The sequence below is a fragment of the Mycobacterium sp. URHB0021 genome (assembly GCF_054057895.1).
This window is the reverse complement of the sequence record NZ_JBSRZT010000002.1, coordinates 7065928-7090195: the sequence shown is the minus strand read 5'-3', so window position 1 is coordinate 7090195 and position 24268 is coordinate 7065928. Positions and strand designations below refer to the sequence as shown.

At 67.3% G+C, this 24268-nt stretch carries 20 protein-coding genes and 1 pseudogene; 7 read left to right on the top strand and 14 right to left on the bottom strand.

Features of this window, described 5'->3' with window-relative positions:
• Positions 1 to 11 precede the first annotated feature (11 nt).
• The gene (locus ACVWWN_RS36850; protein ID WP_457148263.1) at positions 12 to 887 is read right to left on the bottom strand and encodes a branched-chain amino acid ABC transporter permease; all 876 of its coding nucleotides are present in this window, start codon (positions 885 to 887) and stop codon (positions 12 to 14) included.
• Between the two features lie 353 nt (positions 888 to 1240).
• Here ACVWWN_RS36850 and ACVWWN_RS36845 point away from each other — a divergent pair, with 353 nt between their 5' ends.
• On the top strand, positions 1241 to 2212 hold the full coding sequence (locus ACVWWN_RS36845) for a patatin-like phospholipase family protein (RefSeq protein WP_457148262.1): 972 nt from the start codon (positions 1241 to 1243) through the stop codon (positions 2210 to 2212).
• A 232-nt stretch (positions 2213 to 2444) separates the two neighbouring features.
• Here the strand turns inward: ACVWWN_RS36845 and ACVWWN_RS36840 are convergent, their stop codons facing one another.
• Positions 2445 to 3065, bottom strand: a complete 621-nt coding sequence (locus ACVWWN_RS36840; RefSeq protein ID WP_457149421.1) for an antibiotic biosynthesis monooxygenase family protein — start codon at positions 3063 to 3065, stop codon at positions 2445 to 2447.
• A 680-nt stretch (positions 3066 to 3745) separates the two neighbouring features.
• Here ACVWWN_RS36840 and ACVWWN_RS36835 point away from each other — a divergent pair.
• Together ACVWWN_RS36835 and ACVWWN_RS36830 are read left to right on the top strand one after the other, a co-directional pair.
• Positions 3746 to 5260: a serine hydrolase domain-containing protein gene (locus tag ACVWWN_RS36835; protein ID WP_457148261.1), complete on the top strand. Its 1515-nt coding sequence runs from the start codon at positions 3746 to 3748 to the stop codon at positions 5258 to 5260.
• A gap of 71 nt (positions 5261 to 5331) precedes the next feature.
• Positions 5332 to 5796 carry a cyclic nucleotide-binding domain-containing protein gene (locus ACVWWN_RS36830; protein WP_457148260.1) on the top strand — a complete coding sequence of 155 codons (465 nt, stop codon included), beginning with the start codon at positions 5332 to 5334 and terminating at the stop codon, positions 5794 to 5796.
• Positions 5797 to 5812: 16 nt separating this feature from the next.
• Here ACVWWN_RS36830 and ACVWWN_RS36825 read toward each other — a convergent pair whose 3' ends face one another.
• From ACVWWN_RS36825 to ACVWWN_RS36815, 3 genes are all read right to left on the bottom strand, one after another.
• A complete protein-coding gene (locus ACVWWN_RS36825) occupies positions 5813 to 6439 on the bottom strand; it encodes a hypothetical protein (protein WP_457148259.1) in 627 nt (208 codons plus the stop codon).
• A gap of 18 nt (positions 6440 to 6457) precedes the next feature.
• The gene (locus ACVWWN_RS36820) at positions 6458 to 7138 is read right to left on the bottom strand and encodes an MspA family porin (RefSeq protein WP_457148258.1); all 681 of its coding nucleotides are present in this window, start codon (positions 7136 to 7138) and stop codon (positions 6458 to 6460) included.
• 210 nt (positions 7139 to 7348) lie between these two features.
• On the bottom strand, positions 7349 to 8965 hold the full coding sequence (locus tag ACVWWN_RS36815; RefSeq protein ID WP_457148257.1) for a DUF7937 domain-containing protein: 1617 nt from the start codon (positions 8963 to 8965) through the stop codon (positions 7349 to 7351).
• A gap of 134 nt (positions 8966 to 9099) precedes the next feature.
• Between ACVWWN_RS36815 and ACVWWN_RS36810 the strand changes: the two genes are divergently transcribed.
• Both ACVWWN_RS36810 and ACVWWN_RS36805 read left to right on the top strand, forming a co-directional pair.
• Positions 9100 to 10947, top strand: a complete 1848-nt coding sequence (locus ACVWWN_RS36810; protein WP_457148256.1) for a hypothetical protein — start codon at positions 9100 to 9102, stop codon at positions 10945 to 10947.
• A 22-nt stretch (positions 10948 to 10969) separates the two neighbouring features.
• A complete protein-coding gene (locus ACVWWN_RS36805; RefSeq protein ID WP_457148255.1) occupies positions 10970 to 11716 on the top strand; it encodes a Mut7-C RNAse domain-containing protein in 747 nt (248 codons plus the stop codon).
• Positions 11717 to 11727: 11 nt separating this feature from the next.
• Here the strand turns inward: ACVWWN_RS36805 and ACVWWN_RS36800 are convergent, their stop codons facing one another.
• The 3 genes from ACVWWN_RS36800 to ACVWWN_RS36790 all read right to left on the bottom strand — a co-directional run bounded on the left by ACVWWN_RS36800 (position 11728) and on the right by ACVWWN_RS36790 (position 14187).
• The gene (locus ACVWWN_RS36800) at positions 11728 to 12213 is read right to left on the bottom strand and encodes a hypothetical protein (RefSeq protein ID WP_457148254.1); all 486 of its coding nucleotides are present in this window, start codon (positions 12211 to 12213) and stop codon (positions 11728 to 11730) included.
• 25 nt (positions 12214 to 12238) lie between these two features.
• Positions 12239 to 12622 carry a DUF6152 family protein gene (locus ACVWWN_RS36795; RefSeq protein ID WP_457148253.1) on the bottom strand — a complete coding sequence of 128 codons (384 nt, stop codon included), beginning with the start codon at positions 12620 to 12622 and terminating at the stop codon, positions 12239 to 12241.
• A gap of 104 nt (positions 12623 to 12726) precedes the next feature.
• The gene (locus ACVWWN_RS36790; RefSeq protein ID WP_457148252.1) at positions 12727 to 14187 is read right to left on the bottom strand and encodes a UbiD family decarboxylase; all 1461 of its coding nucleotides are present in this window, start codon (positions 14185 to 14187) and stop codon (positions 12727 to 12729) included.
• A gap of 193 nt (positions 14188 to 14380) precedes the next feature.
• Here ACVWWN_RS36790 and ACVWWN_RS36785 point away from each other — a divergent pair, with 193 nt between their 5' ends.
• Both ACVWWN_RS36785 and ponA2 read left to right on the top strand, forming a co-directional pair.
• A complete protein-coding gene (locus ACVWWN_RS36785; protein ID WP_457148251.1) occupies positions 14381 to 15184 on the top strand; it encodes a 3-oxoacyl-ACP reductase in 804 nt (267 codons plus the stop codon).
• 571 nt (positions 15185 to 15755) lie between these two features.
• Positions 15756 to 18263, top strand: coding sequence for a transglycosylase/D,D-transpeptidase PonA2 (gene ponA2 / locus ACVWWN_RS36780; RefSeq protein WP_457148250.1), 2508 nt, complete (start codon positions 15756 to 15758; stop codon positions 18261 to 18263).
• 49 nt (positions 18264 to 18312) lie between these two features.
• On the opposite strand, the gene ACVWWN_RS36775 is transcribed toward ponA2, so the two are convergent.
• The 6 genes and pseudogenes from ACVWWN_RS36775 to ACVWWN_RS36750 form a co-directional block, all read right to left on the bottom strand.
• The gene (locus ACVWWN_RS36775) at positions 18313 to 19215 is read right to left on the bottom strand and encodes an intradiol ring-cleavage dioxygenase (protein WP_457148249.1); all 903 of its coding nucleotides are present in this window, start codon (positions 19213 to 19215) and stop codon (positions 18313 to 18315) included.
• Positions 19212 to 20276 carry a maleylacetate reductase gene (locus tag ACVWWN_RS36770; RefSeq protein WP_457148248.1) on the bottom strand — a complete coding sequence of 355 codons (1065 nt, stop codon included), beginning with the start codon at positions 20274 to 20276 and terminating at the stop codon, positions 19212 to 19214. The genes ACVWWN_RS36775 and ACVWWN_RS36770 overlap by 4 nt, the downstream gene beginning before the upstream one ends.
• Complete coding sequence (locus ACVWWN_RS36765; protein ID WP_457148247.1) at positions 20273 to 22066, bottom strand: FAD-dependent oxidoreductase; 1794 nt, start codon at positions 22064 to 22066, stop codon at positions 20273 to 20275. Before ACVWWN_RS36765 ends, ACVWWN_RS36770 begins: the two co-directional genes overlap by 4 nt.
• A 142-nt stretch (positions 22067 to 22208) precedes the next feature.
• Entirely contained in the window at positions 22209 to 23156 is a 948-nt protein-coding gene (locus ACVWWN_RS36760) for a helix-turn-helix domain-containing protein (protein WP_457148246.1), read from the bottom strand.
• 49 nt (positions 23157 to 23205) lie between these two features.
• Positions 23206 to 23430, bottom strand: a pseudogene (locus ACVWWN_RS36755) (hypothetical protein); the annotation flags it as partial.
• Between the two features lie 171 nt (positions 23431 to 23601).
• Positions 23602 to 24108: a peptidoglycan recognition protein family protein gene (locus ACVWWN_RS36750; protein WP_457148245.1), complete on the bottom strand. Its 507-nt coding sequence runs from the start codon at positions 24106 to 24108 to the stop codon at positions 23602 to 23604.
• Positions 24109 to 24268: the final 160 nt, after the last annotated feature.

The window sequence follows — 24268 nt, the reverse complement described above, 5'->3', positions numbered from 1 at the left end:
GCAAGCTTCGTTCATGTCAGCCCCCGCCGTGAAATACCTTGCGGGAACAGCAGCAGCGCGACGAACAGCACCCCGAAAACCACCAGCAGCGTGTAATCGGCGCCGACATACGTGGTGACCAGTGACTGCAGCACGCCGAGGAACAGTCCGGCGGCCATCACCCCGACCGCGGAGCCGAGCCCGGCCAGCACCACGACGAAAAATGCGAACAGCGTGTAGCGCAGACCGACCTCCGGGGTCATCGCGTAGATGGCGCCGAGCAGCGCGCCGGCCATCGCGGTGAGTCCGGTGTAGATGGCGTACACCAGGCTGCTTATCCGCTTCACGTCGACGCCCATCAGCCCGGCGTTCTCCTTGCTCTGTGCGGTGGCCCGAATCGCCAGACCCGTGCGGGTGTAGAACAGGAACGCCAGGAACAGGCCGGTCGCTACCACCGCGAAGGCGAAGCCGGCCACCCGGATGGCGGGTGCCGTGATGCCGAGCAGCTCGACGTTGCCGGAGACGAGGTCGGTGTGCACGTTGCGGGGCGTGTAGCCGAAAACGGTGAGCAGTCCGCCGCGGATCAGCGTGGCGAGCCCGAAGGTGAACGCCAGCCCCATCAGCGCCGGCAACGCGTACTTACTGGTCCGGACCCGATAAATCAGCGGCGCGATGAGCCAGCCGACGACGGCGAAGACGACGAACACCACCGGGAGCAGTAGAAACGCGTCTACCCGCAGCTTTTCGCCGGCCACGATTGCGGCGAACGCACCGAGGACCACCCACATCCCGACCGCGAGGTCGACGACGTCGAGGACGCCGAACGACAGCGAGAAGCCGATGCTGATGGCGACGTACAGGCCGCCGATGAGAATCCCTCCGACAAGCGCTTGCGCCAGTTCGGTCACGGCGTCCTCTCGACTGAGCGTTCAGACTTCTCGGAGCGTATCCGGACCGTAGGTTTGTTGACAATGGATCAATCGATTTGCCTCGGGCGCATCGTGGGCACGGTCAGCATCGACTGTCGCGGAATGGCGGCCCAGGACTCGCACGTGCCCTCCGGCGGTGTGAGGCAGCCTAGGGCAAAGCGGATGACGGCGTTGCCCTGCTCACCTCTGTTAGTCCCGCGATTACGCAGCGGAACCCATCCGGAGCCGATACCCGGCCGTGCTGTCCGTGTGCGTCGCGGTAGGCATCGGTGTGAGCGGGCAGCTTGTCAAAAACGCATGTCGAGTAACGACATTGGGAAGAGAGTTCAAGGATGAGTGGAACGGCACGGGCAGATCTGGTGTGCGAAGGCGGTGGTGTTCGAGGCATCGGCTTGGTCGGTGCGGTGCATGCGCTGGCGGCCGCTGGATATGAGTTTCCGCGGGTCGCTGGATCGAGTGCGGGAGCCGTGGTCGCCTCCATGGTGGCGGCGCTCGAGGCCGCCGGCGAACCGCTTTCGCGGCTTGACGAGCTTGCTCAGAGCATCGACTACTCCAAGTTCGCCGACCCGACTCTGTTCGCACGAATACCGGTCGTGGGCCCGGCGCTGTCCCTTGTCGCCAGGGACGGGCTGTACAAGGGTGATTACCTGGAAACCCTGCTGACCGGGCTGCTAGGCGATCTCGGCGTGCGCACGTTCGGTGATTTGCGCACCGGCGAGCCGGCGCAGCAGTATGCGTGGTCGCTGGTGGTCACCGCCAGTGACCTGTCACGGCGTCGGTTGGTCCGAATCCCGTGGGATCTGCCGAATTACGGCGTGGATCCCGATGAGTACTCGGTGCCGCGGGCGGTGCGCGCGTCGTCGGCGGTGCCGTTCGTGTTCGAACCGGTGCGGGTCAGCGGTGCGACGTGGGTGGACGGGGGCCTACTGTCCAATTTTCCGGTGCATTTGTTCGACAGCAGCGACGCACCGCGATGGCCGACATTCGGCATTCGGCTTTCTGCCCCGCCGGGTATGCCGCCCACGCACCAGATCCGAGGTCCGCTGTCATTGGCGTTCGGGGCGCTGGAGACTCTCATCAGCGATCAGGACGCAGCCTATGTCGATGATCCGTGTACGGTTCGGCGCACCATCTTCGTCCCCGCGGAGTCGGTCGGTTCGCTGGATTTCGACATCACTGCCGAGGAGCGCGACGCGCTGTACAACCGCGGGCTGCATGCCGCACAAGAGTTCTTGGACTCCTGGGACTACCCCGATTACCTGCAGGCCTGCCGCGGCGAGTCGGCGCCTGCAACTGAGGTGTGACGGCCCCGAGAGGCTCTGCGGTCGTGCACGATTACCTGCCGGTGCGGCGAGCGCGGTCGGGGGCGGCTAACCGGTGTGGATTCGGTGGTCGGTCGGATCACATGCTCCCGCAACGTAACTGATGGAGTGGTCGGCATAGGGCCATTCCGCGCGACCCAGGTGCCAAGAAGTCGTTGAGTTCGGCGTATGCCCGGGCTGTCACGTAACCGGCCACACTAGGTCTGTCTTGCGGTCAGGCCATCTCGGGCACACGTAGGTGTGCGACCGCCAACTCGAAGTCGCACTGGTCGAGTACCTCTGCGTTCGCTTCCTGGCTGCCCGTGGCTTTGAGCTTGTCCAGCTCGTCCTTATTACGCTCAATCGCTTCGGCGTTGTCGAAGGTCGCCGCGGCCACGCCACGACCGGACGCACGGTCGACGAGCAGGCTGCCACTGCAGAACCCCTCCAGCTCCTCGAGGGCGGGCAAGATGGTCGCCCTGTAGAAGCCGACGCCTCCGTCGATTTGATCCGGATCGACCTTGACCCAGGTGGCTCGCACCCAGGCGCCCTCACCTGCGCGGTGCTCTCGGTGCATGGCAACGATCTCCCATTCCTCGACCTGCGCGCTGCCACCGAAAAGTTCCGCGGCGTGGTCACGAGTCGGCCGAATGGACTCCTCGCTGGCGCGCATCGCCTCCTCGGATTCCCAGGAGCTGGTGGCAATGCAGCGACCGGATGTTCGGTCGACCATCACGGACAAGCCGACGTACCCGTCGATACCCTCGAGCGCGGGCATCACGCGATCGCGCATGTGCGCAATACCGGCGTCAATGGACGAGGGCTCCGCCTGGATTGTGGTGCTTCGTGCGTACATGATCTGCCTCCGTTGCATGTGGGGCAGCGTCTCGACGGCGCCGCCGGACCACTTCATCGTCCTCCCACCGGCAAAGCATGGCAATGGGGTGGGAGTGTCAGCATGATAGAAATTCGGAGTCGGTGAAAGCCGCTGCGGGCCTGAACAATACGTGCTTCACAATCAAGCCCGACTAATGAGCTTTGCGACCAAAGTGGGTGACGTCGAGAAGGAGCGAGGAACTCAACCGAGCGACCCATCGGAGCGCACCGCGCTGTCCGGCGACGACCGTCGTCTTCGCGTCGGGAGTCGGAGCCGGGGTGGGGCCACATTTCCGCCGTGGTCTGCTCACCGAACCACAGCCGAACTGCGGATCGTCAGCTGGTCTGCTGGCCTCGGAAGGCCTGACCCCCGACGTGTTGTTCCACTCCCCGGCAGGACCGGTGGAGTTCGCACCCGGTGTAGTCGCGTGGCGCCGACCTGGGGTTTGCGTCTGGACCCGACCGCACCTGAGCCGTGACCAATGGAGTGCGTTCCGCTCATCTGCGGCGTTGCCAGTTAATCGCGTAGCGGCGGTATCGGACGACGGCGCGGCGATATGACGGACAACGCTCGCGAGCGGTGACACGATAACCGTGTAAGGTCGCGTGCCACGGAACTGCCGCTGAACCCCCAAGTTCTGTAACAAGAAGGCCAGCTTTATGTTCGGTAAGCCATCAGTGCGCACGGCCCTTGCTGTCGGCGCTGCCGTGCTGACATTCGCGACGGCGTGTTCGCCAGGAAAAGCAGAGCAGACCGCCGTCACCGACAACGCGCAAGCCTTGCCGCCCCCAGTTGCGCCGGCGTTGCCGCCCGTTGCGGTTCCCGCGCCCGACTTCGCCGCCGTCTCCACGCTGATCAACGACGCGATCGCGGCACACAAGCTGCCCGGCGCCGTGGTGGTGATCGGGCACGGCGGCAAGGTCGTCTTCCACCAGGCGTACGGCTCGCGCAAGCTGGCCGGGGAGCCGGGACTGGATGGATCGCCTGCACCGGCAGAGCCGATGACCGAGGACACCATCTTCGACCTGGCGTCGTTGACCAAAACCCTTGCGACCGCGCCCGCCGTCATGCAGCTCTATGAAGAAGGCAAGGTCGCCTTCGACGATCCCGTGCAGCACTATCTGCCCGACTTCAACCCGGCCGACGACCCCCAGCGGGCCAAGGTGACCGTTCGCATGTTGCTCACGCACACCTCAGGCGAAACGGGAGACGTCAATCTCGGAGATCCGTGGGGACTGGAAGCGGCCGACAAGACGGAAGGCATTCATCGCGCGCTCACCACGCCGCTGGAGTCGGCGCCCGGTGAGCGTTTCCGCTATTCCGACATCAACTTCATCCTGCTCGGCGCGGTGATCGAGAAGATCACCGGCGAGGCGGAGGACGTCTACGTCCAGCAGCACGTATTCGCCCCCGTCGGCATGGACGAAACCCGGTACCTACCCCCGGCCGGCGCCTGCGGTCCGCACACGATGCGGGGAGCCGCGATCGTCTGGGCTCCCGCGTCCGGCGCGCCGGTCGACTGTCCCGCCGGCACCTGGAGCACCAACCTGTTGCCGCGCATCGCACCAACGGCACGTGACGAGGAGGGCAGAGCCGATCCGGTCAAGAATCCCGACCTCGATTACCTGCTCCGGGGCACCGTGCACGACACGACGGCGCGGCGCATGGGTGGAGTGGCGGGGCATGCCGGGGTGTTCTCGACGGCACACGATGTCAGCAGCTATGCGCAGGCACTGCTCGACCGGCTTGCGGGCCGGCCGAGCACTTTTCCGCTGCAGCAGGCCACTTTGGAGTTGATGACGACTCCGCAACAGCCCGGGCATACGGCGGAACAACTCGACGCAGCGAACGATGCCGCCCGTGCGACGAGGCCGAACCCACGAGACCCGCTGCTCGCTCCCCACTACCCGGCAATCAAGGGACAGAGCCTGCGGGGCCTGGGCTGGGATATCGATACGGGACAGTCCGAGCCGCGAGGCATGGTCTTTCCCATCGGCAGCTTCGGCCACACCGGCTTCACCGGAACCTCGCTGTGGCTGGATCCCGGTTCGGATACCTACGTCGTGCTGCTCACGAATTCCATCCACGTGCGAGGCAGTGCGCCGATCTCGGAGCTGCGGGGGGACGTGGCGACGGCGTCGGCCCGGGCCCTGCATCTGTACGGCAGTGGTTGAATCCGGCCTACAGGCAATGGCCTCTCGCTAGGCTCCGGAGAATCAGGGTCATCATGAACCGGGGAGCGACCATGAACAGGCGCCAGACCACCGAGGCAAATCGAGCCCGCGAGAAGGAAACCGCAGAGGACGTCCGTCGACTACGGAAACTCGATGCGTTCGCAAACTTTTCCGAGGAAGACCTGAGGCGTATTACCCGAGTAACGCATCACAGCTCGACATCGGGGCCATGGCCGCTGATCCGCGAGCAGACTGTGTCGGACGCCTGCTACATCCTGCTCAGCGGGGAGGCGGGCGTGTATGTCGGCAACGAACGCATCGCCGTGGTGGGACCGGGTGAGGTGATCGGCGAATCGGCGCTTCGCCGCGGAAAGCTGCGGAATGCGACTGTCACGACCACCGGGCGGACCGAGGTGCTGCGCATCGGGCGCGATGATCTCGACCGCTTGCTGGCCGAGGTACCCGCGCTGCAGGAGACCTTGGACGCGACGGTGGCGCGACACGCAACGAAAGCGGCCACCGCAGATCCGGGCTGATCCCGGATCGTCTCGCTCAGGGATTCGGCTGCGGCGGCGGCAGGAGGGGTAAACCCACCGGGCCCGGGCCGGCCGGGGGTTGACCGTTCGGATCCTCGAGTCCGGCGGTACTGCCCATGGTGGCGACCTCCACCCCGGCACTCTCCAGTGACGTGCCCGTATTGGCGGTGATCCCGAAGGGCGACAGCTCGCCTGCCTGGCCTGAGGCGGGTGCGTGTCCGTAGGGGTCCACTTCCGAGGCGGGCTCCCCCATGCTGCCGATCATGACGCCCGAGCCGAAGCCCTGCGTTTGGAAGCCGGGGGGACCGGCATACGGTCCGATCCTCGGCGACACAACCCCCAGACGGGACCCCGGCATGCCGACGACGGTCTGACCCGAGTTCGCGTTCGTGGCAACGAACACGCCGCGGGCGTCGGTCTGCGCGGGAGGGGTGTACGGGGCGAACTCCTGCGAGAAATCCTGCATGAAGAAGGGCTTGCCAGGATTGCCCGGAACGATCAGCTGGGTTATCGGGAAGCCGGGGGGAACCGGCGGCGCCGGTTCAGGCTGAGCTCCCGCGGGCGGCGAGGTGAGCGTGGCGAGCGTGCACAGGCTGGCCACTGCCGAGATGGTGCGGCGTCGGGCGACGATTCGTAAACCCACGAGACCTACCTCCGGTTCCTAGATTTTGAGGGGATCGCCGTAGACGGCGAATCCGGTATGCGTCAGGGCGGTGGCGACACGAAGGTAGGCGTACGACCGGATGGTGACGTCACCTCCACACGCGTCGGCCTTGATATGGATGTTGTCGAGATCCAGCATCGCGCGTCCGTCGGGTGAGAGGGCCATGTTCGTCATCGGCACTTCCACGATGACACCGGGCTGGATGGTGGTCTGGAGGAAACCCGCCCCGCCGCCGGCACCCCCGACATTGTCGGAGGCGGCCCCGGGATTGAGCAGCGGAGCACCGGCCCCGACATTGCCGCCGCCCGCGCCCGCGCCGCCCATGCCCAAGCCGCTGGACACATCGGTCTGGCAGCCCAGCTGATATCCGGTGATGAAAAGACTGTCGGTGATGGGCGTTTCACCGCCCTCGGCCGTGGCGGTGGCCGACAGGGTCACGAAACCTTCTCGCGAGGTAGTCGCGTCGGCCAGGTTGGGCACCGAGTTGATCCGTTCCCCCTCAATCGAGATCGACAGATTCCATCCGTCGCGAGTCTGTTTCGAAAGATGCTTCGGTGCCATGCCGACGGGGTCGGCGGCCGCGGTGCTGGGCGGCAGGATCAGCGACCCGACGGCGACCACCCACACTCCGACGGCTCGCACCCCGAATCGCCACATCGACCGACCCGTCATCGACATCGGGCTGAACCCCTATCTCATCCGATGGCTCCCTCGCCGCTGACTCCCCTTCAGAGTTCGCTCGGCCTTCGGTCGTATTCCACAGCACAGTAACCGCAACAAGATCCCGTCAGGCCCCTTCGACGGACCCCTCCCGAGAACGGTTTCGCCACATTTTCGTAACGTTCTCTCGCTGAACAATTCTGACTGATCGCACCCCGCGGTCGCCGGTTATTTCGGGAGCCCCGACGACGGCGGTTCGCGGCGCTGGATCCGCAGCGTCGGCGGAGCCGGGAGCACCGTCGTCGAATCCTCTTTGAGCCGAACGATTCTCGGCATTGCCGCGGGCCGCACGATCGTCGGTGGCGCGGAGGTCGTCGGCTCGGCCGTGGGCGGTTTCGGGGGCGCGGCAGCGGTCGCGACCCGCGCGTCGCGGCGGCGCACCAGATAACCGGCGAGCGGGCCGGTGAACAACATGGCGACCAGGATCGTGAGGCTCAGTAGGCACACCACGACGTCGAAGGTGCTGGTGATCTGCTGGGCCAGGTTGTTGCCGTAGATCGCATCGGGCGGCGGTTCCGCATAACGCGGGGCGAGCGCGACACCGATGGCCAGGTTCGCGATCGTGAAGACGAACAGCACCCCGCTGAAGGCGGCGATGACGGTCGGCGTCGCTGCGCCTCTGCGGAGTTGGCGCTGCAGCCACCACGCAATCACGCCGGCGATCGCATTGAACGCCGTCATCGCGACGCTGTCGTACAGGGCGCGGGGCAGGTTCAGCGACAACGCGATCAGGAAGTCGACGACGCGCAGTGTCGCTGCGGCGAATGCCCAGAACGCAATGAGCGTCAGACACTTCTGCGCGGCCGAACGGAAGGCGCCCAGCGTCGGTGGTTTGACCAGGAAGACGGCGTACAGCGTGGTGGGGGCGACGATCGCGGCCGCGGCCGCCCAGAACAGATAGCCCTCGTAGCCCACGGCAGCCGTCGAGGTGTTCTGCGCGATGCCGTGGAAGGCGTCGATGTCGCGGCCGACGGGAAAAATCCACACCAGGACGGCCGCCAGCGCGCCCGAGGCGCCCAGCGCGGTGGTGGCCAGTCGCGCGGCGGCGGACTTTTCGATGAGCCACCGCGACGCGATGACCAAGGCGATCATCGCCTCCGCCGCGTAGAGCAGCGTGGTGACGATGACGGCGACATCCTGACCGCCGAACGCGTCGTTCGTGACGAACAGATAGCGCAGCCGCCAATACAGGTTGAAGGCAACCGAAAGCGTCGCGAGGGCGATCGACACCGCGCCCAGCACCCGGGCGACTGTGTACCAGCGCCGAAAGCCGTTGCCTTCGATGGTGATACTGGTGATCGGCGGCTGCGCGGCGAGCATCGCGCCGCCGATACCGGCGATCAGGCCGGGCCCGATACCCGGCGGCACCAGCCCGGTTCCGCCGTCTCGAACCGTCTGCACCAGGTGGTGCCCCACGAAGCCGACCGCGACGATCGGGTAGGCCAGGCTGAGCAGCAAACGGATCCGGCTGGTGCGGCGGACGTCGGGCTGGGGGGCGGTGAGCCGAAACGGGCCGACGTGTGGTGCGAGCGCGGCGCCCAGCGACAGCAGCGTCACGACGGCAACAAGGCCGAAGAGCGGGACGCTGCTGCCCGGGACGCCGAGACCGAAGCCGAGGTTCCACGGCAGAAGCAGCGCGACGACGAGCAGCACGACCGCGACGCCGTCGCGCACCATGTTGGTCCGCGTGGGCACGTAGCCGACGCGGGGCGACCGGGCGACGGCGGGCGCGGCGGTGGTGGCCACCGCGACGGTGTCGGGTGCGTCGTAACGCTGGTCGCTCACGTGACGATTTCCTCTCTGAGTGGCACCGCGAGGTGTTGCCACCTCAGGGTGCTCATTGTCGCTTCTGGACACAAGTGAGCGCGGGTGGGCCGTCGAGGTAGCTTGGGACCGTTGTATAGGCAGGGGGTGGATCGGTGGATGTAGTCGTCGGGGTGGCGGTCACCGGACGGGTGGCGCGCCTGGCGATGGTGGGCTCGCCCGCCTCGGGCGGTCAGGTATTCGACCAGTATGCGATGGACCTGCCCGATGATGCGCTCACCGACCTGGCAGACACCATCGTCGGCACCTACCGTGCGGTGGCCGACTCCGGCAATCGGGTGGCCGCGACCCGGCTCTGCCTGTCCGACCCCTCGCAGGCCGAGACCCTGCGCCAGGTGGTGTCGAACGCCGGAGTGCCCAACGTCGAGATAGTGGCTGAGGCCGAGGCGGCCGCGGCGCTGGCCCGCAGTGTCGGCGCGGACGCCGCGTTGCTGCTGTCCGACGACGACACCGTCTCGCTGGCCGTGATCGGCGAGGACGAGCAGTCGACATCGGTGCTGGCGTCGGTGCCGATCGGTGCGGCAGGCGCGGCCGTCGCGTGTGCCGCGGTGCTCGAGCAGGTGCCGGGCCCGGAGGTGACCCGGATCATGCTGGTCGGGCAGCGCCTGGACCTCGAATCGATCGCGGCCGAGCTGCGCACGACCACGCCGGTGGAGGTACCGGCCGATGCCGGCTACGCGATCGCGCGCGGCGCCGCGCAAACGGTCGAGGACTCGGGTTTCCCGGCGGGCGCGGCGACGCAGATGTCGCCGGTGGCCGCCGCGGACGCGACGATGATGGCGCCTGCGGCCAGCGATGCCACCCAGATGGCACCAGCGGCCGGCGATGCAACCCAGATGGCTCCCGCGGCGGCCGATGCAACCCAGATAACGCCCGCGAGCGCGGACGCTGCAGCGGTCGGGCCGCAGCTGGCGTACTCGCAGGAGGAGCCGGACTACTACGAGATGCCGGCGGACTCGATCGAGGAGTTCATTCCCGAGCAGGAGGATGAGGCGCCGTACACCGCGGTGATCGCGCTGCCGCCGCCGAGGGCCTGGCTGATGGGCAGTGCGCTGGGGTTCGTGGCGATGGCCTTCGCGACGTTGGCGGTCTCGGTTGCCGTCACCATCCGGCCGGCGGCCTCTGTCGAGGCACAGCCGGCACCGGCCATTCAGTCGAATACGGTGCCGGGGCGGTACCTGCCGCCGGTGCCGCACGCGCCCGATCCGGTGGCGCTGCCGATCGCGGTGGTGTCTCCGGCGCCCGCGGCTCCGGCCGCGCCGAGCGTTCCGGTCAACCGTGCGCCGGTGAACAACGCGCCGTCGGCTCCGGCACCGCAGGCGCCCGCTCCGGCTCCGGCTCCGGCTCCGCAAGCGCCGCCGCCCGCGCCGGCTCCCGCACCGCAGCTGCCGGTGGTCCCGATTCCGCCGGTGATCATTCTTCCGCCGTTGTTCCCGCCGCCGACGTTCCCGACGCTGACGACGGTCACGACGCCGCCGACCACCACCACCACGCCGACCACGACCACGCCGCCCACCACCACGCCGACGACCACCACGCCGCCGACGACCACCACCACGCCGCCGACGACGTCCGCGCCGACCACCACGTCCGCGCCACCCCCCACGTCGTCGGTGCCCGTGACGGTTCCGACGGTTCCGTCCGAGCCCTCGACGATCGTGACGGTTGCGCCGGAACCCGAGGCGCCGGCGCAGGCGACTCCGCACGTCCCGCCGTCGGCGCCGGCATACACGCCGCCGGCCGTGGCGCCCGAGCCCGCGCTGGCCCCGTCGCCGGCCCCGGTGATCCAGGCGCCGTCGGGCGGCGGTGGATCGTCGAGCGGCGGTGGATCATCGGGCGGCGGCGGATCGTCGAGCGGCGGATCATCAAGCGGCGGTGGATCATCAAGCGGCGGTGGAGGTTCCGCGCCGGCACCGGTGACGACTGTGCCGTTGTCGCCGTAGACCGTCAGAGAGAGCATGAGGCATGGCCGGCTACGTGGATGTCCGGGCATACGCCGAACTCAACGACTTCTTGTCCTCGGAGTCGCGCGGTCTGACCGTGCGCCGTCCGTTTCGGCCGCATCAGACGGTGAAGGACGTGCTGGAGGCGATGGGCATCCCGCATACCGAGGTCGACCTGGTGGTCGTCAACGGGAATGCGCAAGACTTCGCCCACCGCCCGGCCTCCGGCGACCGCATCGCCGTGTATCCGGTGTTCGAGGCGCTCGACATCGGATCGACCGCACGGCTGCGGCCGGTGCCGCTGCGTGATCCGCGCTTCGTCGTCGACGTCAACCTCGGTCGGCTGGCGCGGCTCCTTCGCGTGCTCGGGTTCGACGTGTGGTGGTCCAGCGACGGGGAGGACCGGACCCTCGTCGACGTCAGTCTGGCCCAGCACCGGATCCTACTGACCCGCGATCGGGCCCTTCTGAAGCGCCGCGCCGTCACGCACGGCTTGTTCGTCCACTCCGAGCATCCCGAGGAGCAGACGCTCGAAGTGGTCCGGCGGCTGGACCTGAAGCAACGACTGGCGCCGTTCAGCCGGTGCGTGCGGTGCAACGGCAGGTTGATCGGCGTGAGCAAGGACGAGGTGATCGACCGCCTCGAGCCGTTGACTCGGCGGTATTACGACGATTTCAGCCGCTGTCCGGACTGCGGACGAATCTACTGGCCGGGGTCGCATCGCACGAGGATGGCCGGCTTCGTCGAAAGGCTCCGCAGCCAGCTGTGATCCATGGTCCGTCACCAGTACCCGATGATGCGTCCCGCGCCGACCGCGGTCAGCCAGCTGGCCAGCGACACGCCGCCCATGACCCCCAGTCGCCGCGCTTCCGACCGGGAAAGATCGCGGACGGTGTGGTCTTTCCAGGCGGCGGTGCCGCGCAGCGCGATGGCGTTCACCACTCCCAGCGCGATGGCCGCGAACTTCACCAGCAGAACGGGGTTGTTCTCGTACTCCAGAGCGTTCGCCGCCAACAGGCAGACACCGCTGGCGGCGGCGAGAGCGAATCCTGCCATCGCGACCGGCGCGGCAACCGTGGTGATCGGTCGAAGCGGTGTCCGTCGCCACGCGCCCAGCAGCCGCAGATCGAGAACGAGTACCGCTCCGAACAGCGTCGCGACCCCGAACACGTGAATCACGTTGACCACCGGATAGGTCCACGGGCCGGAGTCGCGCATGAACATCCCGAGGGCAGACGATTCCAGCCAGGCGAGCGCGTCCGTCATGCGCGCTGCGTTGCGGCTTCAGGCGTCAATCGCGTTCGGGGTAGACGTCGAACACCGTGTCGTTCCAGGTGAGGCGTTCCGTCTTGACTTCGAGCGTTCCCTCGTCGAGATGCCGGTGACCGCTTGCCGTCACGGTGGCACCGACGGGAACGGCGTCCTCGGTCAGGCCGGCCGCGGCGGTGCGCGTCGGCGGGGCGAACACCAGGTTCCACAGTTCGTCATCGACTTGGAGTCGGGCGGTGGCGTGCGGACCGGCAAGGCTGACGGGCGACGCGAGTGTTCCGGTGATGTCGAACTGCTCGTCCTGGTACTCGCTCCAGCCGTGATGGGCGCTGACCGGCGCTGCCATCGCGACGGCCATGACGGCGATGGCGGCGAGGACGATGATCCAGTTGGAGTGTTTCCGCATAGTCGGGCCTCCTGGTGGGAGGGTACTCCCGTGCGCCCGCACCGGTCCGCGATTCCCGCCGCTACGGCACCCTCACAGCCCGGCCGTCTCGTCGAGCATCGCCGTCAACGGATCCCGCCCAGGACGTCGGGCCAGCGGTGCACCACCCGGTCGAGCAGGCCGCGTGACGCCTCGGCGACGGCGGGGAACTCCGCCAGACGCGTCCAGGGCCGGCAGGCGTCGATGACGGCCCGGTTGTTGAACGCGGGCGCGCCCGGTTCGCGCAATGGGTCGACCCGGCTGCCCCAGGTGCGGTGTAGCACTTCGATGTCCGCGCCGGGATCGGTGCGGGTGCAGACCGCCCACATCACGTCGTTGAGGCTGCGGGGGTCGACGTCGTGGTCGACGACGATGACGAATTTGTTCATGTAGGCCGCCGCCGGCAGCGACGCGGTGAGCAGCCCCGTCTGGCGGACATGCCCCGGATACTGCTGGTGCACAGCGACGGCGAGCAGCTGACGGCCGCCGCCGACTTCGTGCGCCCACACGCCCTCCAGGCCGGGAAGGCCGGTGGCGATCAGTGCGTCGTGGATCATCGCGGACTTCATCACGCTGCGCATGTACGAGTAGTCGTGGGGTGGCTTGCCGGGGGGCGCCCCGAGTTGAATGGGGTTGTGGCGGTGGTAGATCCGCTCGATATCCATGGTCAGGACCGGTTCACTGCTGCCGCTGTAGTAGCCGGTCCACTCTCCGAACGGACCTTCTGGTTCGCGGCGGTCGGGCTTCAGCCAGCCCTCGACGACGATCTCGCTGAAGGCGGGCACCGGGAGTCCGGTGACCTCGCCGGCGACGATGTCCACGGGCCGGCCCATCACGGCGCCGGCGTACTCGAGTTCGGAGACGCCGCGGGGGACTTCGGTGCCCGCGACCACCAGCAGGAGCGGGTCGTGGCCGAGTGAGGCGGTGACCGGTGCCCGGCCCGCCCGCTCGAACCAGGCCCGGACATGCGCAGCGCCGTGCTTGCCGGCCTCCATGTTGACACTTACCGCGCGCCCGCCGTTCTGGATTTGCATGCGATACGCGCCGGCGTTGACGACACCGGTGTCGGGGTCGGTGGTGAACACGGCGCAGCCAGTGCCGGCGTAGCGCCCGCCGTCACCTTCGTGCCACCGGGGGATCGGGAAGTCCAACAGATTGACTTCCGATGGCTTCAGGACGTTTTCGCACACCGGACCGGAAGCGACTTCGTGCGTCGGGTGGTCGGCCGCGGTGGCCGCCCAGTGGTTCGGGCGGCTGCGCAGCGCCTCGATCAGCGCCCGGTCGTCGAGATCTGTTCCAAGTCGCAGCGTCACGCCGAGTCGGCGGGCATTCGCGATGCTGGCGCTCAGCACGCGCTGACCGCTGTGGTAGCCGGTGATGTTGTCGAACATCAGCGCCGGCGGAGAGGCGCGCAGGTAGTTGACTTGCGATGCCGCTCCGATTTCCTCATCCCAGTGCGCGCCGTCGATCTGTCGTAACTCGCCGATGTCGTCGATCAGGTCGCGCCAGCCGCGCAGATCGGCGATCTCCTCGAGTCGGATGGTCACAGCCTCCCTTGTACACGGCGTTCCTCCGCGTTTCCTCAATGCCGGAGACGGTGCGGATCACGTATCGAAGCCTTCTTCTAGGCTGTGCAACGGACCGACCAAGCCTTGGTCGGAACCAGTGCGATTCACTTCGTCTCTGACGTTCGGTGCAGCGGCGCGTCCACATGTCTTTCGTCATCACCAGGAGACCCGCATGGCATCTGCACCCGGTCCGATTGCCACCGATGCTCAGAGCATCACGATCGCCGAGCAGGTGGTCGTGGTGACCGGCGGTGGCCGCGGGCTCGGCCGCAGCATCGCCGAAGCATTCCTTCGCGAGGGCGCGCGGGTGGTGATCAACTACAACAAAAGTCGCGAGGCCGCCGAACATCTCGCCGCCGCCCATCCTGGCCAGGCAATTGCCGTCCAGGCCGACGTGCGCGACCGGACACAAGTCGACTCGCTCATGACGCAGGCGCATCGGAGGTTCGGCACCCCTGTTTCCTCCGTGGTCAACAATGCGCTGGTCGACTTTTCGTTCAACGGCGACGCGCGGGCCAAGGCAGACGAGATCGGCTACGGCACCTTCGAAAAGCAGTTCGCGGGGACGGTCGCGGGTGCCGTCAACGTCATCCAGGCGGCGCTGCCGGAATTCGAGCAGACCGGTTCGGGACGTGTGATCAACATCGGCACGAACCTGTTCCAGCATCCTGTTGTGCCGTATCACGACTACACCGCGGCCAAGGCCGCGCTCCTGTCGCTGACGCGCACGTTCGCCGCCGACCTCGGGCCGCGTGGCGTCACGGTGAACATGGTCAGCGGTGGGCTCTTGCGCACCACGGATGCCAGCGCTGCCACGCCTGAGTCGGTCTTCGACGCGATCGCGCAGAATACACCGCTGCGTTCGGTGACCACGCCGGAGCAGTTCGCCGATGCGGTGCTCTTCTTCGCGTGTCCGTGGTCGCGGGCGATCACCGGCCAGAACCTTCTCGTCGACGGTGGTCTGGTCAAGAACTGACGATCCCGCAGCGGTCGCAGGTCATCTGTACCGCTCGCCGCAGATCGGGCTGCGGCGCGACGTCGAGGTGGAAGAACGATGAAGCTCTGCATGGAAACGGCGACCACGATTGTCGACCACGGCATAGCGGTACGGGGCCACCAGCGACGTCGTTCCCATTGAATGTACGGTCCTGAGCGCGATCTTCTCATGGGTGATACCGTCGATTCGGAAGCCCAGCGTGGTGACTACAGTCCACATGATCTGCCCCCTGAGTTGGCGCTGTCCGACCTCTCAAGGGTCCAGCAACGGGCAGTGATTCACATCATAGGTGACCTCCATTTGCGCCCCGGTGTCACCGGGTGGCCTCAGCTACCCGCCAGCAGGTAGGCCCGGCGCTGCGCACCGCTACACGCCTGCCTACCCGTTTCTCGGGGTGCAGCGAATCGACGGCGCAGCCTAGCGTGCGAATCGGCTGTCTGACAGTCGAATTGACGCACGCCGTGGGCGACGGCCGGGTCGGCGGCGACATGCCCCGCGTGAAACGCATGAAATAGCCGACTCCGTCAAAAAGGAGAACTACTCTGTAAGCATGTCGGAGGGGCGGCCGACGGGGCTGACGGTCATCAAGCTGGCATGGTGCTGCCTATTAGCCGGGGTCGTGGCGGCGGCCCTGATGTTCCCGATAGCGGGTGGCCTCGGGCTGTTGTCCAACCGCGCCTCCGACATCGTCGCCAACGGCTCGGCGCAGCTTCTCACGGGTGACGTCCCGCAGGTGTCGACGGTGGTCGACACGGCCGGGAATCCGATCGCGTGGTTGTATTCGCAGCGCCGGTTCGAGGTGCCAGGCGACAAGATCGCCAACACGATGAAGTTGGCGATCGTGTCGATCGAGGACAAGCGGTTCGCCGACCACAACGGCGTGGACTGGCAGGGCTCGCTGACCGGCCTGTCGGGCTACCTCTCCGGCGACCCCACCACCCGCGGCGGCTCGACGATCGAGCAGCAGTACGTCAAGAACTACCAGCTGCTGGTGACAGCACAGACCGACGCCGAGCGGCGGGCGGCCGTCGAGATCACCCCGGCACGCAAACTGCGCGAGATGCGGATGGCGCTGACGCTGGACAAGACGTTCACCAAGGCCGAGATTCTGACCCGCTACCTGAACTTGTTGTCGTTCGGCAACAGCGCCTTCGGCATCCAGGACGCCGCCCAGACCTACTTCGGTATCAACGCGTCGCAGCTCAACTGGCAGCAGGCCGCCCTGTTGGCCGGGTTGGTGCAGTCCGAGAGCTCGCTGAACCCGTACACCAACCCCGACGGTGCGCTGCAACGCCGAAACCTGGTGCTGGACACGATGATCGAGAACCTGCCGCAGCAAGCAGGCGAGCTTCGCGCCGCGAAGGCTGCCCCGCTGGGGGTCCTGCCGCAGCCCAACGGGCTGCCGAACGGCTGCATCGCCGCCGGCGATCGCGCGTTCTTCTGTGACTATGTGCTGGCCTTCCTCGCGCGGGCGGGCATCAACAAGGACCAGGTTGCCCGCGGCGGTTATCTGATCCGCACGACGCTGGACCCGGTGGTGCAGGCTTCGGTCAAGCAGGCGATCGACAAGGTCGCCAGCCCGACCTTGGACGGGGTAGCCAGCGTGATGAGCGTGATCAGGCCCGGTAAGGACGCGCATCAGGTGATGGCGATGGGCAGCAACCGCACGTATGGGTTCAACAGTGACGCCAACGAGACGGTGCAGCCGCAGCCGTTTTCCCTCGTCGGCGACGGGGCGGGCTCAATCTTCAAGATCTTCACCACGGCTGCGGCGCTGGACATGGGCATGGGGATCGACGCCCAGCTGGTCGTCCCCGGCTCGTTCCAGGCCAAGGGGCTGGGCAGCAGCGATACGCCAGGTTGTCCCAAGGAGACCTGGTGCGTGCGAAACGCGGGCGGCGGTTACCGCGGCTCGATGAACGTGACCGACGCGCTGGCCACCTCACCGAACACCGCGTTCGCCAAGTTGATTCAGCAGGTGGGCGTTCCCCGGGCGGTCGACATGGCGGTCCGGCTGGGGCTGCGCTCCTATGCGACCCCGGCGACGGCGCGGGCCTATGACCCGGAAAGCAACGAGAGCCTGGCCGACTTCATCAAGCGCCAGAACATGGGCTCGTTCACCCTGGGCCCGTTCCAGCTCAACGCGCTCGAACTCGCCAATGTGGCGGCGACGCTGGCCTCCGGTGGGACGTGGTGTCCGCCGAACCCGGTCGACAAGATCTACGACCGCCACGGCAAGGAGGTGTCGTACACCATCGAGCCGTGCGACCAGGCGGTGCCGGAGGGACTGGCGAACACCCTCGCGAACGCGCTGAGCAAGGACGACCAGAGCGGCGGCACCGCGTCGGGGGCGGCCGGCTCGGTGGGGTGGACGCTGCCCCTGTCGGGCAAGACCGGCACCACCGAGTCGCATCGCTCTTCGGGCTTCGTGGGCTTCACCAACCGCTATGCCGCGGCGAACTACATCTTCGCCGACTCCAGCTCGCCGTCCGGCATCTGCTCTTTCCCGCTGCGTGCGTGCGGCAGCGGGGACCTGTACGGCGGCAACGAGCCTGCACGCACCTGGTTCGAGGCGATGAAGCCGATCGCCACCAATTTCGGTGAGGTGCAGCTGCCGCCGACCGATCCGCGTTACGTCGAGGGCGCGCCGGGCGGCCGGGTGCCCAGTGTGTCCGGCCTGGACCTGGATGCGGCGCGTCAGCGCCTCAAGGACGCCGGGTTCCAGGTCGCCGACCAGCCGACATCGGTGAACAGCTCATCCCGCTACGGCACCGTGGTGGGGACCTCGCCGAGCGGTCAGACCTTCCCGGGATCGATCATCACGATCAACACCAGCAACGGGATTGCGCCGGCACCGCCGCCACCTCCGGTCCAGCGCACGCCGGACATCCCAGGCCCTCCGGACGGGGGCGTGACGGTCGTGGAGATTCCGGGGCTGCCGCCGATCACCGTGCCATTTCTCGGACCGCCACCGCCAGCACCACCGCCGCCGGAACCACCACCGCCGTTTGCACCGCCGCCGCCACCACCGTTTCTTCCACCGCCGCCGCCGCCTTGATCGTCGCGACGGGTCGGATGCCCAGGCGGGGTGGCACGCACCCGCTATCTCAAGCGCTCGGCGGCGCCAACACGATGTCGAACCGCACCCTTGACCATCCCGAACCGGACAGATCGCGTCCATTCGGTGCCGGGGTACCCGGCGGCTGCGCGACGAAGTCCTTGACCAGGGAGTCCTTTACCCCGAACACAGTGTCGGAATCCAGCATTTCGTCGCCGCGCACGAAGATGTGCGTCACCAACCTGCGATATCCGGGTGCGGTGACCATGAAGTGCAGATGCGATGCGCGCATCGGTGAGCGCCCCGTCGCCGCCAGCATCCGGCCCACCGGGCCGTCGTGTGGGATCGGGTATGGCGTGGGAGTCAGTCCCCAGAACGCATACCGACCGTCGTCGCCGGCGAACAGATGTGCTCGGCCCCCGGTCCTTTTGTCGTCGTACTGCACGTCGTAGAAGCCGTCTTCGTCGGCCTCCCAGACGTCGATCCGGGCGCCCGGCAGCGGATTGGCGTCGACGTCGATGACGGTGCCCTCCACCCAGCAGGGCTCGCCGGCGGCGCCGAAGCTGATATCGCCGCCGATGTCAATTCGGGGGCTGTCCTCGACGAAGAACGGACCGAAGACGGTCGCTTCGGTGGCGTCGCCATGGGCGGCATTGTTGATCGTGATGGTCTGCATCGACGCGCCGAGCACATCGGAGAGCAGGATGAACTCCTGCCGCGTGTCGTCGGTGATGTGTCCGGCGTCGGTCAGAAACGCGATACCGGCCGCCCACTCCTGCTCGGTCAACCGCACCTCCCGCAGGAACTCGTGGACATGCCGTACAAGCGCATGCATCACTTCCTGCAGCCGCGGCTGCGCGCAGGCGTCGAAAGAGCGAAGCACCCGCTCGGTCAACGCGGCCTCGCGCGCGGACTGCTCGGCGGACACCTCGTTCGTCTCGGTGGTTGTCATCGTGGTTCCTTTCCCGCCCATGCGGCGCGCAGAAGTTCGGAGATGGTGTCGGTGGTGACAGGTGTCGGGTTGCCTGCGGGTGCCGCCGCAACAATGGCATCCGCGGCGGGTGTGATGCCGTCTGCCGGCATGCCGATGTCACGAAGTGCGCGTGGCGCATCGAGCGCGTCGCGCAGTGCGATCAATCCGTCGAGCGCGTTCGGTGCGTCGAACGCCGCGGCGATGCGCCGTTCGGCCGCAGGCGCATTTGGCGCGTTGAACGCCAGCACGTGCGGTAGCACCACGGCATGCGTCGGCGCATGGGGCAGATTGAACATGCCGCCCAGCACATGGCAGATCTTGTGATGCAGGCCCGAGCCCGCCGACGCGAACGCGACCGCCGAAAGGTACGCGCCGTACAAGGTGTGCTCGCGGCCCTCCAGGCCGGTCGGCTCGTCGACCACCGCGGACAGGCCGACCCGCAGCGCCCGGATCGCCTCGCCGGCCAGCACCGCGTTCACCGGATCCACCGCCGGCGCCCACAACGCGTCCACGGAATGGGCCAGCGCGTTGAGTCCCGACGCGACACTCAGGTCGACGGGCAGCCGCTGCGTCAGCGTGGCGTCGTACACGATGGTTTTGGGCAGCACCCGGGGGTCGGTGCCCGTTGTCTTGCGGCCCGCCTCCGTCATCCCCCACACCGGTGTGACCTCGGAGCCGGCATACGTCGTCGGGACCGCGACGATCGGCAGTCCGGTGGTCAGCGCGACCGCCTTCGCCAGGCCGGTGGCCGAGCCGCCGCCGATGCTGATCAGGGCGTCGACGTCGTGGTCCGCGGCCGCGTCGCGGGCTCGCTGCGCCACGTCGACCGGGACATGCATGACGACATCCTCGCACCAGTGTGCGACGGGCATGCCGGCGAGGATCAGTTCCGCGGCGGGACGCTGGCCGCGCGAGCCGATCACCATGAATCGGTGTGCACCCAGCTCGGTGAGCGCATCCCTCAGATTCTCCGCGGCCGCGGACGAGGCGAATCGCACACGCTGGGGCAGGGTTTGGTGATCGAATCGCAGGCCCGTCATTTCTGCCCCAGGATACTCGTGAGTGCGGTGCGTAACGCGTCCTCGGGGTCCTGCGGCAACGACATTGTGCGCCAGGCGATGTGCTTGTCCGGTCGGACCAGCAGCACCCCGCTCTCCTCGACTTCGCGCAATTTGGCCCAGTCGTAGTAGAGGTCGGTGACCTCGCGGCCCGGACCGATCACGACGGTCTGCAGCGGGATGCCGAGTTCGTGGCCGATCTTGTCGCCGGCACTGGCCCACGCGTCCCCGGCGATACCGGTGATCAAGGTCCATTGCCCGTACGGCGTCAGGTCCATCATCGCGAGTCGCCGCGTGTTGTCCCCGACCCAGGCGTGCGGTAGATGCGCGCCTGGCGCCGTTGACATTTCGTAGTAGAGGTCAGGGTCACGGGTCGGCGCCGGCGGCGTACTGCCGTCGGACAGCACCGCCGCCGACTCGTAGAACTGGCCGAGTTCCACCCCGTGAGCGTTGAATTCGTAGTTCTTCAGATCCATCGCCGACACCAGAGCCGCACGCTTGGCCGCACCCTGCGGGGTGTTGGCCTTGCGTTCCTCGATCGCGGCCGCCATCTCCGCCTCGGTGGTCGCGTCGAGCACGCCCAGCGCCTCGAACAACTCCGCGAACTCACGACTGGACTTATTGGCCCGCTTGACGATTCGTTCGGCCACCGGGGCGCGTTCGGCCGAATACGTGTCCAACAGCGCCGGCGCGGCCTGGCCGTTCAGCACCGCGGCGATCTTCCAGGCCAGGTTGTAGGAGTCCTGCACCGAGGTGTTGGAGCCCAGCCCGTTGCTCGGCGGGTGGCGGTGGATGGCGTCACCGGCGCAGAAGACCCGGCCACTTTGCAGATGCGTGGCATACATCTCGTTGTTGCCCCACAACGACGCTCCGGTGATCTCCACGTCCAGATCGGGCACGCCCAGCAGGTTACGGACGATCTGGGTTGCCGCCGCCTCGTCGACGACGGGCGGTTCGTCGTTGATGTCATATCCCCACACGATGATCCATTCATCCCACGGCCGCACCATGCGCACCAGGCCGGCCCCGATCCCGCCGACGTTGGAACCCGGCTGCAGCACCCAGTACAGCACCGACGGGCGGTGGTCGACGTAGCGGGCGATGTCGGCCTTGAAGGTGATGTTCATCGATCCGGCGATGTCCATGTCCCCGGCGAACGGCAGTCCGATGTCGGCGGCGATCTTCGACCGGGCGCCGTCGGCGCCGATCAGGTACTTGGCGCGGATGGTGTAGCGATGACCGCTGAGCCGATCCAGCACGTCCACGTCGACACCGTCGGCATCCTGCCGGTGCGCCAGATATTCGGTGGAGAACCGGGCCTGGGTACCGCGCATCGTCGCGTTGCGCACCAGGATCGGCTCCAGGTAGGTCTGCGGGATGTCGACGGTGAGGCAGGGTGACGCGAGTTGGTAGTCACCTTCCCGGTCGGGTCTGGTGCCCCAGGTGTGGAGGCGGCCGATCTCTTCCCCGGCGATCGCGGTGCAGAACACGGTGTCCCCGACGAGCGCGTGCTCGGTGGCGTCGGCAAGCACCTGATCGTCGATGCCCATGTCGCGGAAGATCTCCATCGACCGCTGGTTGGTGATGTGTGCCCGCGGGGTGTTGGCCGTCCACCGGTATTTGGTGACCATGATGTTGTCAACGCCCAGCGTGGACAGAAACAGTGCCGCCGACGCCCCGGCGGGACCCGACCCGACGATCAGCACATCGGTGGTCACGGTGGCGGCCTGCGGCGGCTGGGTTTCGGCGATCCCGTCGTTGAATTCGGCCATCTGCTTCACCTTTCATCGATGCGCCGGGTGTGGGCGTGGTGCCAGTGTGTGAGCCGCGGCACACCCGGCACCAGCGTTCACGGCCGACGTGGCGGGAAACGGAAGTTGTGGCCGCCCCGCGCAAGTGCGGGCCGGCCGCGACTCAGGAGATCAGGCGGGCCCGCGCTCGATGGCGCAGATCGGTGGCCCGTAGACCGAAGCGCTCCTTGAACGCGTGCGAGAACCGCGCCGGTGAAGAAAAGCCGCAGCGGTACGCGACCTCGGCGGCCCCGAGTTGGGGGCCTTCTGTCAGCAGCCGATGAGCACGGTCGAGGCGTCGGCCGAGGATGTACCGCGGCATGCTCGTCCCGCCCGTGGCGAACACCCGGGACAGGTGTCGCTCGCTGATGCCGATGCCGCACGCGACCTGCGAGGCGCTGAGCCCGGGATCGGCGAGCCACTCCTCGATGTAGGTCTTGGCCGCCGCCAGGTGCGCGGTGGCCAGATCGGCGGCTCTGCCGGAGACAAACCCGCCCAGCAGGTCCAGCACGGTGGCTTCGTCGACCGGCACCGCGTTGTCGGCACGCACCGCGCGGCCGACGAGCCGCGCCAGCGTCCTGGCCTGCACGTCGCCGCGGGCGAAGTCCAGCACCAGCGGCTCGGTGGGTGCGGTGGTCCCGCTGAGCTCCTCGAACACCTGCCTTGGCACCTTGACGGCCAGCTCCTCCAGGCCATGAGAGAAGCCGCGCATGAACGGCCGATCGGCGTCGCAGACGATCACCTGTCCCGGCGACACCGTGCGCACGCCGTCGTCGTGATAGAAAAACGCCTCGCCGGCGAGTGTGAAGTAGCACGCGACGGCGTCCGACGGGGTCTGGCGGACGGTCTGTCCGGTGCGTTTGACGACATGCGGGTTGCCCTGCACCCGGGCCAGCTGCAGTCGCGGCAGCGCGACGTTGATTTCGGTTGCCTCCAACGTGGCGTCCTGCAGCGATCGGCAGCGCACCGCGATCAGCGCTTGAGCGTTGTGGTCTTCCCACAATGCGATGCGCTGGTCCTCTGGGAGACCCACGGTGCTGAACCGCAGCGGATCCGCAGTAACCGGGATCACGCACTGAGCGTATATGTCGCGTGAACCCACTTGCCATGTCGGCGCGCCCTCACACTCCCGCGGGCACCTTCTGCCTGGCACTGGCCCGCATCTGCTGGCGCAGGGTGGTGAATTCCGAGATTATCCGGGTGGCCACCGTCGCGACCGGTCGGGCGTTGCGGCCGGTGGCCTCGGTCTTGGACACCATCACCACGCTGTCGATGTAGGGACCGTCGAGCATCAGCTGCGCGAAAACCGGTCGATTGTCCGTACTTTCGGCTCTGACACTGCGAAACACTCTGAGAACGAGAGCTGTATGGAGTGCTCTGGTTGTGACAGGTTCGTCCAACGCGATGAGGGTGGCTGCGGGAGCGGTGTGATCTGAGGTGGTGCGCTTCGGTGCGTTGTCCGGGGGTGAGAGGCCCTGCCGGCGCAACTGCATCAGGAACGTGTTACCTGAAGCGCGTCAGTTGCCAGCCTCGATCGCGGCGACCCTAGCTGCGGCCTCAGGCCCGCAAGCCTGCTGAACGCTCCCGGCGCCGCTTGCGACCAGGTCCTCGGTTCGACGTTTGATCTCCCCTGATGCGATGTGGGCGTACAGGTTTGTGCCCGGGCAAGAGGTCGCCGCGAAATCCCGATGTCCCGCGAGCGTGTCGGGCGAAATGAGGAAGCGCTGAGCGGCCCAGGCGCACGCAAGAGTGACTCCGTTGAGAAGTTCTTCCGTCACGTCCTCTTCGTCGAAATTTCCTTCGCAGACAACGAGGAAGTGACCGGTTGGGTCGTAGTTCGTTGCGGTGTCTCCAACGAGCTCGGGGTTTCGCAGCTCGTAGATGTTTCCGTTGCGGTCGACGCCAATGTGGTATGCGATGTCGATCCACCCTTGCGAATCCTGGTGATACCGCTGGTCCGCGCGGATGCGACCAGGAGCGTTGCTGTTGTCGCCGAGGAACACCGCTGTGTGGTGGATCGTCAATCGCCTGGGGATCTGGGGCGTGCCGCCTGGACGCGGGGAACGCGCACCCCATGCCTCCCGGCATAACAAGACTCCTGACGGAACACTCGACACTGGTGCGGGCACGGTCATGAGCTCGCCTGGTGGGCTCGCTATCGTGCTGGACTCTGGGCCGGTGGTC

Excerpts from the sequence above, each read along its gene's own strand:
- ACVWWN_RS36765 (WP_457148247.1), bottom strand. The coding sequence starts at position 22,066 with ATGGCCGAATTCAACGACGGGATCGCCGAAACCCAGCCGCCGCAGGCC.
- ACVWWN_RS36800 (WP_457148254.1), bottom strand. The coding sequence starts at position 12,213 with ATGACGGACGCGCTCGCCTGGCTGGAATCGTCTGCCCTCGGGATGTTC.
- ACVWWN_RS36835 (WP_457148261.1), top strand. The coding sequence starts at position 3,746 with ATGTTCGGTAAGCCATCAGTGCGCACGGCCCTTGCTGTCGGCGCTGCC.
- ACVWWN_RS36785 (WP_457148251.1), top strand. The coding sequence starts at position 14,381 with ATGGCATCTGCACCCGGTCCGATTGCCACCGATGCTCAGAGCATCACG.
- ACVWWN_RS36830 (WP_457148260.1), top strand. The coding sequence starts at position 5,332 with ATGAACAGGCGCCAGACCACCGAGGCAAATCGAGCCCGCGAGAAGGAA.
- ACVWWN_RS36805 (WP_457148255.1), top strand. The coding sequence starts at position 10,970 with ATGGCCGGCTACGTGGATGTCCGGGCATACGCCGAACTCAACGACTTC.
- ACVWWN_RS36770 (WP_457148248.1), bottom strand. The coding sequence starts at position 20,276 with ATGACGGGCCTGCGATTCGATCACCAAACCCTGCCCCAGCGTGTGCGA.
- ACVWWN_RS36775 (WP_457148249.1), bottom strand. The coding sequence starts at position 19,215 with ATGACAACCACCGAGACGAACGAGGTGTCCGCCGAGCAGTCCGCGCGC.
- ACVWWN_RS36845 (WP_457148262.1), top strand. The coding sequence starts at position 1,241 with ATGAGTGGAACGGCACGGGCAGATCTGGTGTGCGAAGGCGGTGGTGTT.
- ponA2 (WP_457148250.1), top strand. The coding sequence starts at position 15,756 with ATGTCGGAGGGGCGGCCGACGGGGCTGACGGTCATCAAGCTGGCATGG.
- ACVWWN_RS36820 (WP_457148258.1), bottom strand. The coding sequence starts at position 7,138 with ATGTCGATGACGGGTCGGTCGATGTGGCGATTCGGGGTGCGAGCCGTC.
- ACVWWN_RS36795 (WP_457148253.1), bottom strand. The coding sequence starts at position 12,622 with ATGCGGAAACACTCCAACTGGATCATCGTCCTCGCCGCCATCGCCGTC.
- ACVWWN_RS36840 (WP_457149421.1), bottom strand. The coding sequence starts at position 3,065 with ATGTACGCACGAAGCACCACAATCCAGGCGGAGCCCTCGTCCATTGAC.